The following is a 15,917-nucleotide window of genomic DNA, read 5'->3' on the forward strand; positions in this document are numbered from 1 at the left end:
CTCTGCATATTCGCCGTTTGGGCGGTGTCACACAGACACGTTCTGGCTCACGATACACACGCCAAACGGCCAAACCTTTGCCTCACTTTTGGGCACGGCGCACCAGAAGCGCGCGCAATGACATGCTCCAACGGCTGCTTATTTGTGTGTATTAGCGAGAAATCTTCAAGCCACGGTGTGTGGTATGCATCGTGCATAAACGCTTTACTGACAAGGCGGGGCAATGCAGTCCCGCTTCTTCTTTCATCTGGGCAACGGCGTCCACCCACTCGGCTTATGGCCGGGAAGGTCTGTGGTCGCCGTTCCTTTCTGTAGCGCGTCCCGGATGGGTGGTGCCGGTCCCCGAAATGCTCGAGCACGGAGACCTTATGGAGTCACAGCACGCGCGTCTTAATGTATTGAAACTGTCCGAACCCCGTATCCGGTTGTTGCATTTAAGCTGGCTGGCGTTCTTTATCAGTTTCGTTCTCTGGTTCTCCCATGCCCCGTTGATGGGCGATATTCGCGAAGCGTTCGATCTGACTTCGGATCAGATCAAGGCGTTGCTGATTCTCAATGTGGCCCTGACCATTCCGGCCCGGGTGGTAATCGGCTCTCTGGTCGACCGCTTCGGGCCGCGCCGGGTGTTCGGCGGGCTGTTGATTCTGGCCGCCCTGCCCTGCTGGGCCTTTGCGCTGTCAGCCACCTATCAGCAACTGGCGGTCACGCGCTTGTTGCTCGGCTTTGTCGGTTCCGGTTTTGTGGTGGGCATTCGACTGATCAGCGAATGGTTCCCTGCACGGGAAGTGGGGCTGGCCGAAGGCGTGTACGGCGGCTGGGGTAACTTCGGTTCGGCGGCGGCAGCCATGAGTTTGCCCACGCTGGCGCTGTTGTTTGGTGGTGAGAATGGCTGGCGCTGGGCGGTGGCCTGTACTGGTGTGCTGTCGGCCGCCTACGGCCTGTTTTTTCTGTGGCGCGCGCGCAATACGCCCGCCGGTGCTTCTTACTTTCGACCGAAAAAATCCTCGGCACTGGAAGTCAGCAGTTACCGCGACCTGTGCTTTTACATGATCATGTGCGTACCACTGTACGCCGCGTTGTTAGTGATTGTGTGGCGCCTTGGGCCGTGCCAGCTTGGGCTCTATGGTTTGAATGCGCAGCTGGCGTTAATCGCCATTATTGTCAGTCTGGCGATTGTGCAGCTTAGGCAAATCTGGCGAGTCAATTATGCCCGGTTGCGCCAGGGAGTCCCTGAGCATGACCGCTATCATTTTCGGCAAGTCGCGATTCTGAATCTCGCCTACATGGTGACCTTTGGTTCAGAGCTGGCGGTGGTCTCGATGTTGCCGCTGTTTTTTATCGATACCTTTAGTTTGAACGCGGTGACGGCGGGAGTGCTTGCTTCCGGTTTTGCGTTTATGAATCTGGTGGCGCGGCCCGGCGGCGGCTGGCTGTCGGATCGGTTTGGCCGCAAACGTTCCCTGGCGATTTTGCTCTGCGGTTTAATGATCGGCTATTCCCTGATGGGTCAGATTAACGGCGCCTGGCCTCTCGCATTGGCGGTGATGTCCACCATGCTGTGTTCGTTTTTCGTGCAGGCGGGTGAAGGTGCGGTGTTTGCCACGGTGCCGTTGATCAAGCGTCGTCTGACCGGGCAAATTGCGGGCATGGTCGGTGCTTACGGCAATGCAGGCGCGGTGTGTTTTCTGACAGTGCTCACTTTTGTCGATCCTTCGGTGTTCTTTCTGGTTATTGCGGGCAGCGCCGCCGTCACGCTGGCCGCCGTGCAATGGCTCAACGAACCTCAAGGGCACATTGCGGAGGTGGATGAAAACGGTGACGTGCAATTGATCGAGGTGAACTGATGAATCGCTTGCCCGGTACGTTGCGCGTGTCGGTCGGACAATGCAGCGACGCGGGAACAAAACCGGACAATCAGGACGCGGTGGCGTTACGCCTGCCGAAAGGCAGCGCGTTGCGCACCAAGGGCGTGGTGGCCGCGCTGGCCGACGGGCTGAGTTCCGCCGGTGCGGGGCGCGAAGCCGCCGAAGCGTGCGTGCTCGGTTTTATCAACGATTATTACACGACGCCAGCCTTGTGGAGTGTGGCGCGAGCGGCGCAACGGGTGCTGGAATCGCTCAACCGCTGGTTGTGTCGACGCACACAAATTGGCGAAGATCATCTTTGCACGTTATCGGTGTTGATTTTACGTTCGCGCCTGGCGCATGTGTTCCAGGTGGGCGATTCGCGCATCTGGCGGTGGCGCGACGGGAACCTGGAATGTCTTACCGAGGATCATAGCCGCCAGGCGGGCGGGCAGCGCTTATTAACCCGTGCCATGGGCGGCGAAACCCGGCTGGATGTGGACTATTACCGCTGCGAGATAAAACCGGGAGACCGGTTTCTGCTGACCAGCGACGGTGTCCACACGGTGCTGCCGGTTAAGGTATTAACGCAGGCGTTGCTCGCGCCGGATTCCGCGCAGGTCATCACTGAACGGCTGGTCCACCTCGCACTTGAGCGCGGCAGCGATGACAATGTCAGTTGCCAGTTGGTGGATGTGGAGGCGCTGCCGGACGCGGGCGTCGATGATGTGCTGGGTTGTCTGCATGAACGGCCATTGCCGCCGCCGATGACGCCAGGCGTGCGGCTCGATGGTCTTACCGTCGACAAGGAATTACACGCGAGCGCCCGCAGTCATTTGTACCGGGTGCGCGATGCCGAGGGGAATGTCAGTGTATTAAAGGTGCCGTCGGTCAATCTTGAAGATGACGTTGAAGCACTGCGTCGTTTTGCATTGGAAGGCTGGATCGCGGCCCGACTGCGCAGCCCGCATTTAATGCAGGTACTACCACCGCTGACGGACCCACGCTGTCTTTATCAACGGCTCGAATACATTGACGGGGTCACGCTGCACCAGTGGTTGCGCGATCACCCCGACGCGGCGGTGGAAGAAAAACTCTACCTGGCGGATCAGTTGCTTAACGGGGTACGCGCCTTACATCGAGCGGATGTGATTCACGGGGATTTAAAACCCGACAACATTATGGTGGACCGCCATGGCGTGGTGAAGCTGATTGATTTTGGCAGTTGCCATTGCCGCGGCCTGGATCAGGCATTGCCGGTATTCCCGTTGGGCACGCACCACTATACGTCGCCAGAAGTGAGTGCCGGTGCCGCGCCAAACGAACAAAGCGACCTGTATTCTGTGGCGGTGATTATTCACGAAATGCTGACCGGCACACGGCCGACGCCGGGCCAAACAACACTGCAACTGCAACAGCACAATGCGTTCATTCCGCTGTGGCTAAACAGCGTATTGCAGCGGGCACTACTGCCCATGGATAAACCTTATGGCGATGCGGCTGAGTTCCGGGAAGCGTTACGTCACCCGGCAATGCCCACCGCTGCCCCGCCGACAACGCAACACCATTGGGTGCGAGTGTGGCAAACCTGCACGGCTGTGTTGCTGATGTTATTGATGGCCAGCGTGGCGCTGCACCTGGATCGATTTTAATCCCACATGTCCTGCATGCTGACCACGGCGCGCGCCACCTCGACCAACCGGCGTCCCTGATTCATGGCCATTTTGCGCAACAGCCGATAGGCCTGCTCTTCCGTCAGTTTACGGTGATTCATCAAGAGCACCTTGGCGCGTTCCAGCAGTTTTCGTTCTTCCAGCGCGTCCCGTGCCGCGTTCAGTTCATCCTGCATGGATTGCAGGCGCTGCGACTGGGATTGCACCAGTTCGATAATAGAGCGTCCGAGACGCGGGCTGACGCCCTGAGTGTGATAGCGATCGGGCTGCACCTGTGCGCCTTGCGTGCCGCAGAACACAATGTAGGAATCCTCTGGTTGTGCTTCCTGGGCCAGCAGCGATTCAATTTCTGACTGGTGCCGGACCAGGCCGTCCCGCGCTTCCTGCAAACGTTCACTACACTGCTCGCGCAAACGGATTTGCAGGTGGCTCTCAATCTCTTTCATGGCGTCGATTCGTTCGCTGGCCCGTTCAAACCAGCGATCTCCCAGCCCTTCGTCCACGACGGCCTGATCCCGTAACGCCGCCGTGCATCCCAGCCGCCGCAAGCGCTCCAGCTCCGCCACAAAGGGCTGATCTTGTAGACGGTTCCACAGCGCGAGCGCTTCTTCATCCGCAAAGCTGTCGAACACCTGAAAGCAGCGCTCCTGGGCATCGAGTAAATGCAGTAGCCGCTCAGCCAGCTCGCTGTCCAGTTGACCCCGAGCGAAACCCGCGCACCCGGCAGCGCGTTCCTGCCCCGCCAGTTCCTTTCCCTGCATAAAGTTAAACAGCGCAACCAGCGTGCGCGAAATCACCGGATCCGCGGCGTTCTCGGCCGCTTCAAAAACCACTGTCAATAATCCCTGCACCAGTTCGCTGTAGCAGCGAACGGCTTCTTCCGAGGAAAGCTGCTGCGCCTGCACCCGAACGCGCAAGTCCGGCAGTTCCCGCAGCGTGTGAACGCTGTAGGCAAGACGACTGAACAAGCGGCTGGCTCCGATCATGCCTTCCGAGTGCGGCAATGATTCCAAGGCACCCTCAAATTGGGCGTGTTGCTGGTCGGTATCGGCACTTAAATGCGCCAGGCGCTGCTCATGACGATCCGTAGCGTGGTGGCGTTCGGCGGCGCCGAGAAACAGATTGGACGCTCCCCGCTCCCGCTGAAGCGCGTGGACCAGATTGCTGACCGCGACCACCAGGCAACTCATGCCCAGAAAGGCTTCCAGGCTCAGGATTTCGCTCTGTTTCGACGCAATCAGGAAATCACTGGCACCGGCGGGACGAGTGCCAGCCAAGGGCAGACTGCTCAAGGGAAGACTCCACACTGTGTTGGCTGATACCCTCGTACTGCAAGGTTCAAGCCAGCCTCTATCCGCACCCTGCCCAGAGAATGAACCTTTTGAACGCATTGAAACGGGCAGCGGTCTGCAACGGCGCACCACAATGGCGCAATCTGATCGGCATAAAATCATGACAATAAATGTTTTACATTGATGCAATAGCTCGGTAACCTGTTCTTTTCTTGACCAATACCGGACACGAATGAGCAATAAGCGGCTGACGGCAGAGCGGATCAACGAGCTTCGCAAGGAGGCGGTGCGCCTGCGCCTGGAGAAAAAAACGCTCAAGGAAATCAGTGACTTAACAGGGCTCACCCGTCCCACCATATCGGGTGCCTACAAGAAGTTTCTTGCCGGAGGCTGGGCGGCCGTGGAAAACCGGCCTCGCGGCGCCCCCCGAAAGCATCCGGCAACAGCGAATGAAAATCCGTTAGCCACTCAAAAGTCGGCGACGGCGGCGCTCTCGGCATTGGTCCGCCCTGCGGCCGAGGGCGAAGACCTATGGTCGTTGGAGCGGGCTGAACGCTGGCTGCAGACGCACGGTGCCGATGTGAGCGGACGCAGTGTGGCCCGGTATCTGGCTCGCCTCGATCTCACGCCACCCCCGCAATCCGCCCCGACGCGCCCCGCTCTTGACCAGCTGCTGGCCACCCGTGGCGTCGATCCCGGTGCCCGTAAGGTATTGTCCGGAGGTATTCGGCCCGTGCGAGTCGGGGACAACCCCGACTCGCCCCTGTATCAACTGTACGTCCGGGACGGACGGGGCCAGCTTATGTGGTCGCTACACGCTGCCCCGCCCGTCGCGGCGGATATCACAGCGTTCCTGGCGCAGGTTGCTCAGGCTGTAGCTGCGGAGGCGCTGCTGGTTCTGCAGTCCGTGGATTTGCGGGCACACGCTGAACTCGCCCCTTGGCTCTCGGGGGAGCGACCCATTCAGGTGCTCACTGTGCCTTGCTGGGCAACGGCACCGAGCCCCTCATCGTCGGGCCGCACTGTTGACGATTTCACTACCACCCCGAATGTCACCCCTACTCTTTCCAGGAACCCTACGTCGAGGAACCCCATGGCACTGACACACCTTCAGCGACTGGAAGCCGAAAGTATTCAAATCATGCGCGAAGTCGTCGCGGAAACGGAAAACCCGGTGATGCTGTACTCCATCGGCAAAGACAGCGCCGTGATGCTCCACCTGGCAATGAAAGCGTTCTCGCCCTCGGTACCACCCTTCCCCCTGCTCCACGTCGACACGACCTGGAAGTTTCAGGAGATGTACAAGTTCCGCACCCGCATGGCCGAAGAAACCGGCATGAAGCTCCTGGTACACGTGAATGAGGAAGGCCGCGCCCAGGGCATTAACCCGTTCACCCACGGTTCGGCCATTCACACGGACATTATGAAAACCGAGGCTCTGAAACAGGCACTGGACAAGTACGGCTTTGATGCCGCCTTTGGCGGTGCGCGCCGCGATGAAGAAAAGTCGCGGGCGAAGGAGCGTATTTTTTCGTTTCGCACCGCGAACCACCGCTGGGACCCAAAGAATCAGCGCCCGGAAATCTGGAAGCTGTATAACGCACGGAAACACCCCCGGGAATCCATTCGGGTATTCCCGCTTTCCAACTGGACCGAGCTGGACATCTGGCAATACATCCACCTGGAAAACATCCCCATTGTGCCGCTGTACTACGCCGCCGAGCGACCGGTGGTCGAGCGCGACGGTACGTTAATTATGGTGGATGACGAGCGCATGCCATTGAACCCGGGCGAAGTGCCGATGATGCGCAAAGTCCGTTTCCGCACGCTGGGGTGTTATCCATTGACCGGTGCTGTGGAATCCCAGGCTGAGACGTTGCCGGAGATTATTCAGGAGATGTTGTTAACGCGCACCTCCGAGCGCCAGGGCCGCATGATCGATCACGATTCGTCGGCATCCATGGAAAAGAAAAAACAGGAAGGGTACTTTTAATTATGAGCCATCAATCCGAACTGATTGCAGACGATATCAACGCGTACCTGAAGCAGCACGAACACAAGAGTCTGTTGCGTTTTATTACTTGCGGCAGTGTGGACGACGGGAAAAGTACGCTGATCGGTCGCCTGCTGTATGAATCCAAAATGCTGTTTGAAGACCAGTTGGCCGCCGTGGAAGCCGACTCCCAGCGCTGGGGCACGCAGGGCGACGAGATGGATTTTGCGTTGCTGGTGGACGGACTGGCCGCCGAGCGTGAACAAGGTATTACCATTGATGTCGCCTACCGGTTTTTCTCCACAGACCGGCGCAAATTCATTGTGGCCGACACACCGGGGCACGAGCAGTACACCCGAAACATGGTCACCGGAGCCTCGACCGCCGATGCCGCCATTTTGATGGTGGATGCACGCCGGGGCATTCTCACTCAGACCCGACGGCACAGTTACCTGGCGTCATTGATCGGCATTCGTCATGTGGTGGTGGCGATCAACAAAATGGATCTGGTGGATTACTCGGAGAAAACATTTCAGCGCATCGTCGAGGAATACAAGACGTTCGCCCGCCAGATCGGCCTGGATAACATTACGTTCATTCCGCTCTCGGCGCTTAAAGGCGACAACATTCTTACACCCAGTGAGCGTATGCCCTGGTATCGGGGCGCGACGTTAATGGGTTATCTGGAAACCGTGGAAGTGGACGATGAACTGATGCAGGCGTCGCCCTTTCGCATGGCGGTGCAGTGGGTCAACCGCCCCAACCTGGATTTTCGCGGTTTTTCCGGCCAGATCGCCAGCGGCGTGATTCGTCCCGGTGACCGCATTCGCACCCTGCCCTCCGGACGTGAAAGCACGGTTGCGCGGATCTACACGCACAATGGTGACTTGCCCCAGGCGGTGGCAGGCCAGTCGGTCACCTTGACCCTCGACGATGAAATCGATACGTCACGAGGCGATCTGATGTGCGCCGCTGAAAGTCCCGCGTCAGTGGCGAATCAGTTCGAGGTCACCATCGTCTGGATGAACGATGACCCGATGCTGACCGGTCGCACGTATTTAATGAAGATGGGCACCAAGACGGTTTCCGCGACCATTACCGATATCAAGTATCAGGTGAACGTTAATTCCCTGGAGCACATGGCCGCCAAAAAGCTGGAGCTCAATGCGATTGGGGTGTGTACGATCAACCTCGATCAAGACGTGGCCTTTGACCCGTATCAGGATAACCACGATACCGGTGGCTTTATTCTGGTGGATCGGCTGAGCTATAACACCATGGGCTGCGGGATGATTCATTTCTCCTTGCGCCGCAGCCAGAACATTACTGTGCAGCATGTGGACGTCAATAAGCAGGCGCGCCAATCCATCAAGAAGCAGAAGCCGTGCGTCCTATGGCTGACAGGACTGTCCGGTGCCGGTAAGTCCACCATTGCCAATCTGGTAGAGAAAAAACTTTTCGCCCAGGGGCACCATACCTACCTGCTGGATGGGGACAATGTACGCCACGGTTTGAACAAGGATCTGGGTTTTACGGATGCGGACCGGGTGGAGAACATTCGTCGAATTGCAGAAGTGGCCAAGCTGATGGTGGACGCGGGGTTGATTGTGATCACGGCGTTTATTTCGCCATTCCGTTCGGAGCGGGATATGGCGCGTGGACTGCTGCAACCGGGCGAATTCATGGAAGTGTTCGTCAATACTCCACTGGAGGTGGCGGAACAGCGCGATGTAAAAGGACTGTATCGCAAAGCGCGGCGTGGCGAACTGAAGAACTTTACCGGAATTGATTCACCTTATGAAGCGCCTTTGCAGCCTGAATGTACACTGAACACCGTGGACATAACCGCCGAGGAAGCAGCGGATCGTATTGTGGCGTTTATGACGGAAAAAGGTTATTTATCGTAGCCGTATTCGCGCAAAAAATGCAGGGTGCTTTCTACAATTATCATGCTCCAATCACTCTCATCAAATACATCCAGCAGGGTTAACCCCAGCAGTGAACCCGAATTTGTGGACTCTTGCTGAACACCATTGTTGTAGGTCGTTACCTGGATATTGCTCAATAGGCTCAACGTCAACAGGTCACCCGGCTCATACACAGTAATCCCAACACGATTGTTACCTGTATAGGTCACAGTGGCATCCTGCGTTACCCTGGCGTGTACCGCTCGCCTTCCAGATCGACCTGACTGGCATTGGGCTGCATCGGGCAATTATCGAGATCGTTCTGTACACCATCACCGTCGAGGTCGTCGTCACAGACATCTCCCACGTCGTCTCCGTCGGTATCCAGTTGATCGGTGTCCCTATAGGTTAGGAAAGTTATAACGTGCACTGAGATCCGTCGTTAACAGTTCTCCTACCATTTTAAAGCAGGAATTTTTTATTCCGCTTTTGTTGTGTCTTAATAGTGAAAGTAGTCCAAGGCTTGGGGATTGATAATATTATTTATTTATAAAAAACAGCTTGGCTAAAATTTTTTAGCTATCTAAAAAATGCTGTTGACCGTCAAGGGATACAGGAAATGGCGTAATTTTTTCATTTTCGAGAGGGAGGTTTAGGCGGGTAGCTGCCATCAGCTCACCCGCCTTGTTTACTACTACGACTTTTTGGAAGCATCCAGGGTTCGGGTAATAGCCGCCACCGCACCACCGATATCGGCAAACTCGGCGGGCAGAATCATGGTGTTATTTTCCTTGGCCAACTTACCGAACTCACGCACGTACTGCTCGGCCACCCGCAGGTTAACCGCGTCTTTTCCACCTTCATGATTGATGGCTTCAGCCACTCGACGAATACCTTCTGCAGTGGCGCCAGCGATCAGCTCAATTTCCCGCGCCTTACCTTCGGCCTCATTAATCTGACGCATTTTTTCTGCTTCAGACAGGTTGATGGTTTCCTGTTTCTGGCCTTCTGAAACGTTGATTTTCGCCTGACGCTCCCCTTCGGATTCTGCCACGACCGCACGGCGCTCCCGCTCGGCGCGCATTTGTTTTTCCAGCGCATCCAAAATTGTGCCGGGCAGTTCAATATCGGCGATCTCATAACGCATGACTTTCACGCCCCAAGGTTGCGCCGCCTCATCCAACGCTTCAACCACTTGCACATTAATCGCGTCGCGCTCTTCAAAGGTTTTGTCCAGATCGATTTTACCCACGACGGAACGCAAGGTGGTTTGCGCCAACTGGATGCCAGCGTAGCGATAATCACTGATCCCGTAGCTCGCCAGTTTCGGATCAATGACTTGCAGGTAAATGACGCCATTCACGACGACTTGAATATTGTCTTTGGTCACGCAGGCCTGGCTCGGCACATCAATGGCTTCTTCTTTCAGTGTGTGCTGGTAGGAGACTTTATCGATAAATGGAATCAGGATGTGAAAGCCGGCCTCCAGGGTTTTGGCATATTTCCCCAGCCGCTCCACAATGAAAGCGGATCGCTGTGGCACTACGCGCACGGTTTTAATCAGGGTGACAATGACAAACACCACAACAGCCAACAAAATAATCGTCGGGATATCAAGATCCATGGCAGGTTCTCCGGATGGGTTTAAAAAGGCGTCTTATCGACACGGTTGGGGGGCAAGGCGCGTTCGGTGCGCCAAGTGATGAAGCCATACGTCCGCTGTGTTCGGACTTTATGGTTTTGTCGGGCTAAGAATAAGGGTAATGCTCTTGTGCTCAACGACCCAGGCGATGTCACCGACTTTAAGTGGCGCGTCGCACTCCGCTTCCCATTGGGCGCCATTGAGTTCCACTTTACCAACGCCCTGAACGAAGTCTGTCAGCACCTCCACGCGAGCACCGATAAACCCGGCATTCTCCAGATCCGCTGCAGAGCGGTCCACTTCTGCGCCCCGCAGCCAGCGATGGCATTGTTTGCGCAGAATAAATAAAGAGGCCAGACTGACAACAACAAACACCAGCAGCTGTACGGGCAGCGACTCAACGACACCGATCAGCGTCAGCGTGCCTACGACCAGCGCACCAATACCAAAGAATCCGGCGATCAATCCGGGAATAAACAGCTCACTGAGCAGTAACGCCACACCGAACAGCAACCAGAATGCGTAAGTGGTGATCAGGATCATAGCAGCCGCCCGTCTATTGGTTGGTCAAAAACGACCCGAATCATAGCACACTCTGTACTACGTCATCTTATGGCGGACATGTCAGGACAACCGCAGGCTGTGTGCCGGTAGTTCCAGATGCTGGGGTTGATTGAGCAGGTTCAGCAGCAACACGACGCGATCTTCGCCTTTGATCGCGTGGACGATGGCCTCCAGTTCACGAAATACGCCCTCGCTGATCACAACCTGCTGTCCGGGGCGGAACAGCGGCTCCGGTGCGGCGTCATTGAGCAAGTGGCAGCGCTCAGCCAGCCCGGCCACGATGTCATCCGGCACAGGTTTGGGCTGGCCGTTAAACGTGACCACTTCGGCCACGCCGCGCGTCGAGCGAATGACGTTCCAGTTGCTATCGCTGCCCAGGCGGATAAACAGGTAGTGCGGAAACAGCGGTTCCACCACTTCGCGCAGGGTGTGCCGGTGTTTGCGGTTTACCTTATGGGTGGGAAGAAAGCACTCAAACGCCTGATTCAAGAGGTGCTCCCGGGCACGAAAACAGTGCCGGGGTTTGCATTTGACCAGGTACCATTGAGTTTGAGTCATAAGCGCCGTATCGGTTGCCGGTTACTGTCGCCCCACCGAGTAATAGGTAAACCCTTTTTTCATCATTCGTTTAGGCTCGTACAGGTTGCGCCCGTCGAAAATCAGCGGCTCGGCCAGCTGTGCTTTGAGCAAGTCAAAATCAGGCGCACGGAACGCCTGCCACTCGGTCACGATAATCAGGGCATCCGCGCCCTTGAGTGCGCTCTCCTTGGTTCCGCACAGGTTGAGGTCATCGCGGTTGCCATAAATTCTCTGGGTCTCTTCCATGGCTTCCGGATCAAACGCCTGCACATTGGCACCCGCTTCCCACAGCGCTTCCATCAAGACCCGGGCGGGCGCCTCGCGCATATCATCGGTATTGGGCTTGAAGGAAAGCCCCCACACGGCGAAGGTTTTCCCTTGAAGGTTGCCCTTGTAGTGATGGTGAACCTTGCGGAACAGGGTGGTTTTTTGCTCGTTGTTCCGGGCCTCCACCGATTTCAGTACTTTGGCGTCGAAGTTAATCTGATCCGCCGTGCGAATTAACGCCTGCACATCTTTCGGGAAACAGGAGCCGCCGTAACCGACACCGGGGTAGATAAACTGGTAACCGATGCGCGGGTCACTGCCAATGCCTTTTCGCACGGCTTCAATGTCGGCGCCGAGCAGCTCCGAGAGGTTGGCAATCTCGTTAATAAAACTGATTTTGGTAGCGAGCATGCAGTTCGCGGCGTACTTGGTCAGCTCGGCACTGCGGACATCCATAATCATGACTTTGTCGTGATTGCGGTTAAACGGCGCGTACAGCTCGCGCATCAGTTCTTCTGCGTAATCACTATTGGTGCCAATGATAATGCGATCGGGTTTCATGCAGTCGGCGACCGCTGAGCCCTCTTTGAGAAACTCGGGGTTGGAGACGACATCGAAAAGCAGATCCGTGCGACCACGCTTTTCCAGAGTCTCGGCGATTTTGGCATTTACTTTGTCCGCCGTGCCGACCGGCACGGTGGATTTGTCGATAATGACTTGCCGCTTGTCCATATGCGTGGCGATGGTTTCGGCCACGGCCAGCACGTATTTCAGATCAGCGGAGCCATCTTCATCGGGAGGCGTACCGACGGCAATAAACTGCAAATCGCCGTGTTTGATCGCCTCTTCCGCCTCGGTTGTGAACTTCAGGCGCCCTGCCGCGTAGTTTTCAGTGACCAGCGGTTCGAGGCCCGGCTCGTAGATGGGGATCTGACCCTGCTTGAGACGCTCCACTTTAGTGGCGTCTACATCAACACAGATAACCTCATGCCCTACTTCCGCCAAAATGGCGCCCTGCACCAGGCCTACGTAACCTGTGCCGAATACAGTCACTTTCATGCGTTCGTTTCCCTCAAGCCTCTGAGATGAATAGCTGGCCGCTATGATAACGGGGATAGACCGCGATTTCTATCGGTTGTTCAACGAATGAACAAGCCTTTACCGCTGCTGATAACGGGCGCTGAGGGCGTTGTACAATTCATCTTTAAACGCCGGGCTGGTGGCGTCCAGCTCACTGACCACTTCCACCAGGTGCTCATTGTCCTCGCGGCCATCGTGCCAGTGCTTGCGGTAGCTCCCGTCCTTGTAGCCGTTATCCTGCCGGAAGAAGTTCAGTACGTTCTTGCCGACGTAGCCCCGGTACAGATCCTCAAAACTCAAACCAATACCGGCCATCATGCGGCCAAAACGATCCACGTGGAAACGCTGGTCGGCGAGCGTGGCACCCGCGAAGGCTTCCAGATCCAGACGAAAGTCGGACTCGTCGGTTTTTACCTGCAACTCCCGATCAATGGCGTGCGCCAGCGCTTCGTGATCGTCGCTGTTTTGCAGGCGAATGCTGAGTCCAAAATGCCAGATATCAATCAGCTCCAGCATCACCTGCTCAGTGTCGGGGCTCTGTTTCTTCCACCACTTCCAGCCGTAGTGTTCCAGCAGCTCGGCGCATTCAATCCAGATCGCACGGTAGAACTCGAAATCCTGAGAGCGCCACTCCGGATGGACTTTCGTGTTCATCCCCTCCTGGAGTTCGAGCATGGTCAACAGCTGCTGGGTGCGGGACATTCAGATTCTCCAATCAAATAATTACTGGGGCCGCCGGGCGAGCGATTTGGGAAACAGGCGGTGGAAGTTCTCGGTGGTTTGCTCAGCCAGCGCCTCGAGGGACAGCCCCCGCAGTTCAGCCACGAATTCGGCGACTTCTCGCACGTATTGTGGCTCGTTGGGTTTGCCTCGATACGGCACGGGTGCCAGGTACGGTGAGTCGGTCTCCACCAGCAACCGATCAGCTGGCACCTTCCTGGCGACATCCCGCAGCGCTTCGGCGTTACGAAACGTCACGATGCCCGACAGGGAAATGTAATAGCCAAGGTCAAGGGCTGCCTGCGCCATTTCCCAGCTTTCGGTAAAGCAGTGCAGCACGCCCGCCGAGTCGGGGCTTCCGTGGGCGCGAATGAGTGCCAGCGTGTCGTCACGGGCTTCCCGGGTGTGGACAATGATCGGCAAACCCGCTTTCGCTCCGGCCTCCAGGTGCAGAGCAAAACTTTCCTGCTGCAATTCACTGGTTTGTTCGGCGTAGTGATAATCCAGCCCGGTTTCACCCAACCCGATCACCTCGGGCGCTTCCCCCCAGTTGATCAGCTGTTCGACGGTCGCAGTGCCAGATTCCACATCGCAGGGATGGACGCCCACAGACGCGTAAACATCCGGGTGGGCACGGGCAATCCGGGTGACCGCTTCGCGGTTTTCCAGGCTGACGCCGATACACAAGAAGCGGCTCACACCCCGTGCACGGGCGGCCGCCAGGGCGCCTTCCAGTTCACCGTTATAGGGGGCCAGGTCCAGCCTGTCGAGGTGGCAGTGGGAGTCAGTTAACATAGCGAGTCTTACGAATGAATAGAGGCGGGTTTACATCGTGTGGGTGGGGCGTTCGGATTCCAGTGAGCCGGCCAGATAGGTTTCTATCTTGGTCACGGCGGTGTTGTCCTGGTCGCTGAACTGTACGCCGATACCCGCCGCCCGGTTGCCCTGCGCGCCCTTGGGGGTCACCCATACCACCTTTCCGGCCACTGGGATTTTTTCCGCCTCGTCCATCAGGTTCAGCAGCATGAACACCTCATCACCGAGCTTGTAGCTTTTGGTGGTGGGAATGAACAGTCCGCCGTTTTGCACGAAGGGCATATAAGCGGCGTACAGTACGGCTTTGTCTTTAATCGTGAGGGAGAGAATGCCATTGCGGGCGCCGCCGAGTGCGTGCATGATCAGCTCCTTGGTTGCTTTGCCAGAACAGTAAAGGATTCACTCCGGTCTGTCTACAGCTGAGGTCTGAGGTTGTGGTCTAAGATGGAGGGCAGCCGATCTCAAGCCGCCCTTTTCGCCTGCCGTATCACGACGCCCCAGTCCAGCAACAGCTCTTCAAGCAGCAGCTGCTTGTTGGGGTTGGCGCCACTCAGCCACTGGCTTTTTACCGCCATGAGCTTTTCCAGGTAACGGTGCAGCAATGCGGGTGGAATTTTATTGAGTAAAGCCCGGACATTGTCCGGTAGCGCATCCAGCCCTTCCACCTCCGCTCCGGCCTGCCAGCGCGCCAAATCGTACAGCCACACCAGCAACCACTCCAGCACCGCTCCCACATCCGCTTTTTGCCATTGGTCCGCCAGCTGCACGGCGGTTAACTGTCCCTCGCACAACTGGATAAAACGTTGCTCGCGCTGCTGGCGCTGCTCCAACGCATCGCCTTCCAGCAGCGCCAGCGCCGAAAGCGGCGCGCCCCGGGTCAGCGCCAACAAGCGACGGGCCTCCACGCCGCCACCGGCCACCAGCGCCTCCAGCCAGGGCAGTACCTGAGAGCCCGGTGGCAGCGAAAAGCCGACGATCTGGCAGCGGCTGCGAATAGTCGGCAGGACAGCACTCGGGGTATGGCTGACCAGAATCAACAACGTCCTGTCGGAAGGCTCCTCGAGGGTTTTCAGCAGCGCGTTGGCCGAGTTGGCGTTCATGGATTCCGCCGGCTCGAGCAGCACCACTTTGTAGCCGCCCTGTTGCGCGGTTGTACTCAGGCTCTGGGTCAGCTCGCGCACAACATCGATACGAATGGCCTTGCCCGGCTCCTCCGGTTGAATTCTGATCCAGTCGGGATGAGTGCCGGCGCGCAGCAGGTCGCAGGCGTGACATTGGCCGCAGGGACTGCCCTGGACCGGCGACTGACAGAGCAACCGCTGGGCCAGCGCAGTCGCCAGGTGTACCTTTCCAATGCCCGGCGGTCCGGCGAACATCAGGGCGTGAGGCAGCTGGTTTTCCGCATACTGCCGATTCAGCCGCTGCCACTCGGTGTGTTGCCAGGGATACGGCAGTGCCGGAAAGTGTTCGGACATAGGATAACAGCCATTGATTCGCACAAAATGAAATCGCGATTGTAAGGCTTTTGAGGGGCGGTGGT

General features: G+C 57.2%; 15 protein-coding genes and 1 pseudogene. 5 read left to right on the forward strand and 11 right to left on the reverse strand.

Going from position 1 to position 15,917, the window contains the following annotated elements; translation table 11 throughout:
* Window positions 1-368 precede the first annotated feature (368 nt).
* On the forward strand, window positions 369-1,844 hold the full coding sequence (locus ACQCLF_RS14510) for a NarK family nitrate/nitrite MFS transporter (protein WP_426988527.1): 1,476 nt from the start codon (window positions 369-371) through the stop codon (window positions 1,842-1,844).
* Window positions 1,844-3,496, forward strand: a complete 1,653-nt coding sequence (locus ACQCLF_RS14515) for a protein kinase domain-containing protein (protein WP_426988529.1) — start codon at window positions 1,844-1,846, stop codon at window positions 3,494-3,496. The genes ACQCLF_RS14510 and ACQCLF_RS14515 overlap by 1 nt, the downstream gene beginning before the upstream one ends.
* On the opposite strand, the gene ACQCLF_RS14520 is transcribed toward ACQCLF_RS14515, so the two are convergent.
* Window positions 3,493-4,809 carry a nitrate- and nitrite sensing domain-containing protein gene (locus tag ACQCLF_RS14520; protein ID WP_426988531.1) on the reverse strand — a complete coding sequence of 439 codons (1,317 nt, stop codon included), beginning with the start codon at window positions 4,807-4,809 and terminating at the stop codon, window positions 3,493-3,495. The genes ACQCLF_RS14515 and ACQCLF_RS14520 overlap by 4 nt on opposite strands.
* A 232-nt stretch (window positions 4,810-5,041) precedes the next feature.
* On the opposite strand from ACQCLF_RS14520, the pseudogene ACQCLF_RS14525 reads away from it, so the two are divergent.
* The 3 genes and pseudogenes from ACQCLF_RS14525 to cysN all read left to right on the forward strand — a co-directional run.
* A pseudogene (locus ACQCLF_RS14525) lies at window positions 5,042-5,218 on the forward strand (helix-turn-helix domain-containing protein); the annotation flags it as partial.
* A gap of 684 nt (window positions 5,219-5,902) precedes the next feature.
* On the forward strand, window positions 5,903-6,802 hold the full coding sequence (cysD, locus tag ACQCLF_RS14530) for a sulfate adenylyltransferase subunit CysD (protein ID WP_426988589.1): 900 nt from the start codon (window positions 5,903-5,905) through the stop codon (window positions 6,800-6,802).
* Between the two features lie 2 nt (window positions 6,803-6,804).
* On the forward strand, window positions 6,805-8,709 hold the full coding sequence (gene cysN, locus ACQCLF_RS14535) for a sulfate adenylyltransferase subunit CysN (protein ID WP_426988533.1): 1,905 nt from the start codon (window positions 6,805-6,807) through the stop codon (window positions 8,707-8,709).
* Here cysN and ACQCLF_RS14540 read toward each other — a convergent pair.
* The 10 genes from ACQCLF_RS14540 to ACQCLF_RS14585 form a co-directional block, all read right to left on the reverse strand.
* A complete protein-coding gene (locus tag ACQCLF_RS14540; RefSeq protein ID WP_426988535.1) occupies window positions 8,697-8,939 on the reverse strand; it encodes a hypothetical protein in 243 nt (80 codons plus the stop codon). The two genes, cysN and ACQCLF_RS14540, sit on opposite strands and share 13 nt — an antisense overlap.
* A 14-nt stretch (window positions 8,940-8,953) precedes the next feature.
* Window positions 8,954-9,139: a thrombospondin type 3 repeat-containing protein gene (locus tag ACQCLF_RS14545; protein WP_426988537.1), complete on the reverse strand. Its 186-nt coding sequence runs from the start codon at window positions 9,137-9,139 to the stop codon at window positions 8,954-8,956.
* 264 nt (window positions 9,140-9,403) lie between these two features.
* Window positions 9,404-10,333 (reverse strand): SPFH domain-containing protein, encoded by a 930-nt coding sequence (locus ACQCLF_RS14550; RefSeq protein ID WP_426988539.1) that lies wholly within the window; start codon window positions 10,331-10,333, stop codon window positions 9,404-9,406.
* Window positions 10,334-10,441: 108 nt separating this feature from the next.
* Window positions 10,442-10,894 carry an NfeD family protein gene (locus ACQCLF_RS14555; protein WP_426988541.1) on the reverse strand — a complete coding sequence of 151 codons (453 nt, stop codon included), beginning with the start codon at window positions 10,892-10,894 and terminating at the stop codon, window positions 10,442-10,444.
* Between the two features lie 81 nt (window positions 10,895-10,975).
* Entirely contained in the window at window positions 10,976-11,473 is a 498-nt protein-coding gene (gene rfaH / locus ACQCLF_RS14560; protein ID WP_426988543.1) for a transcription/translation regulatory transformer protein RfaH, read from the reverse strand.
* Between the two features lie 21 nt (window positions 11,474-11,494).
* A complete protein-coding gene (locus tag ACQCLF_RS14565) occupies window positions 11,495-12,820 on the reverse strand; it encodes a UDP-glucose dehydrogenase family protein (protein ID WP_426988545.1) in 1,326 nt (441 codons plus the stop codon).
* Window positions 12,821-12,919: 99 nt separating this feature from the next.
* Entirely contained in the window at window positions 12,920-13,543 is a 624-nt protein-coding gene (locus ACQCLF_RS14570) for a dUTP diphosphatase (protein WP_426988547.1), read from the reverse strand.
* 21 nt (window positions 13,544-13,564) lie between these two features.
* A complete protein-coding gene (locus tag ACQCLF_RS14575; RefSeq protein ID WP_426988549.1) occupies window positions 13,565-14,356 on the reverse strand; it encodes a TatD family hydrolase in 792 nt (263 codons plus the stop codon).
* A 30-nt stretch (window positions 14,357-14,386) separates the two neighbouring features.
* A complete protein-coding gene (locus tag ACQCLF_RS14580) occupies window positions 14,387-14,737 on the reverse strand; it encodes a PilZ domain-containing protein (protein WP_426988551.1) in 351 nt (116 codons plus the stop codon).
* A gap of 101 nt (window positions 14,738-14,838) precedes the next feature.
* Window positions 14,839-15,852 carry a DNA polymerase III subunit delta' gene (locus ACQCLF_RS14585; protein ID WP_426988553.1) on the reverse strand — a complete coding sequence of 338 codons (1,014 nt, stop codon included), beginning with the start codon at window positions 15,850-15,852 and terminating at the stop codon, window positions 14,839-14,841.
* Window positions 15,853-15,917 lie beyond the last annotated feature (65 nt).

The organism is Marinimicrobium sp. ARAG 43.8 (assembly GCF_050113635.1).
In the GTDB taxonomy this organism is placed as follows: domain Bacteria; phylum Pseudomonadota; class Gammaproteobacteria; order Pseudomonadales; family Cellvibrionaceae; genus Marinimicrobium.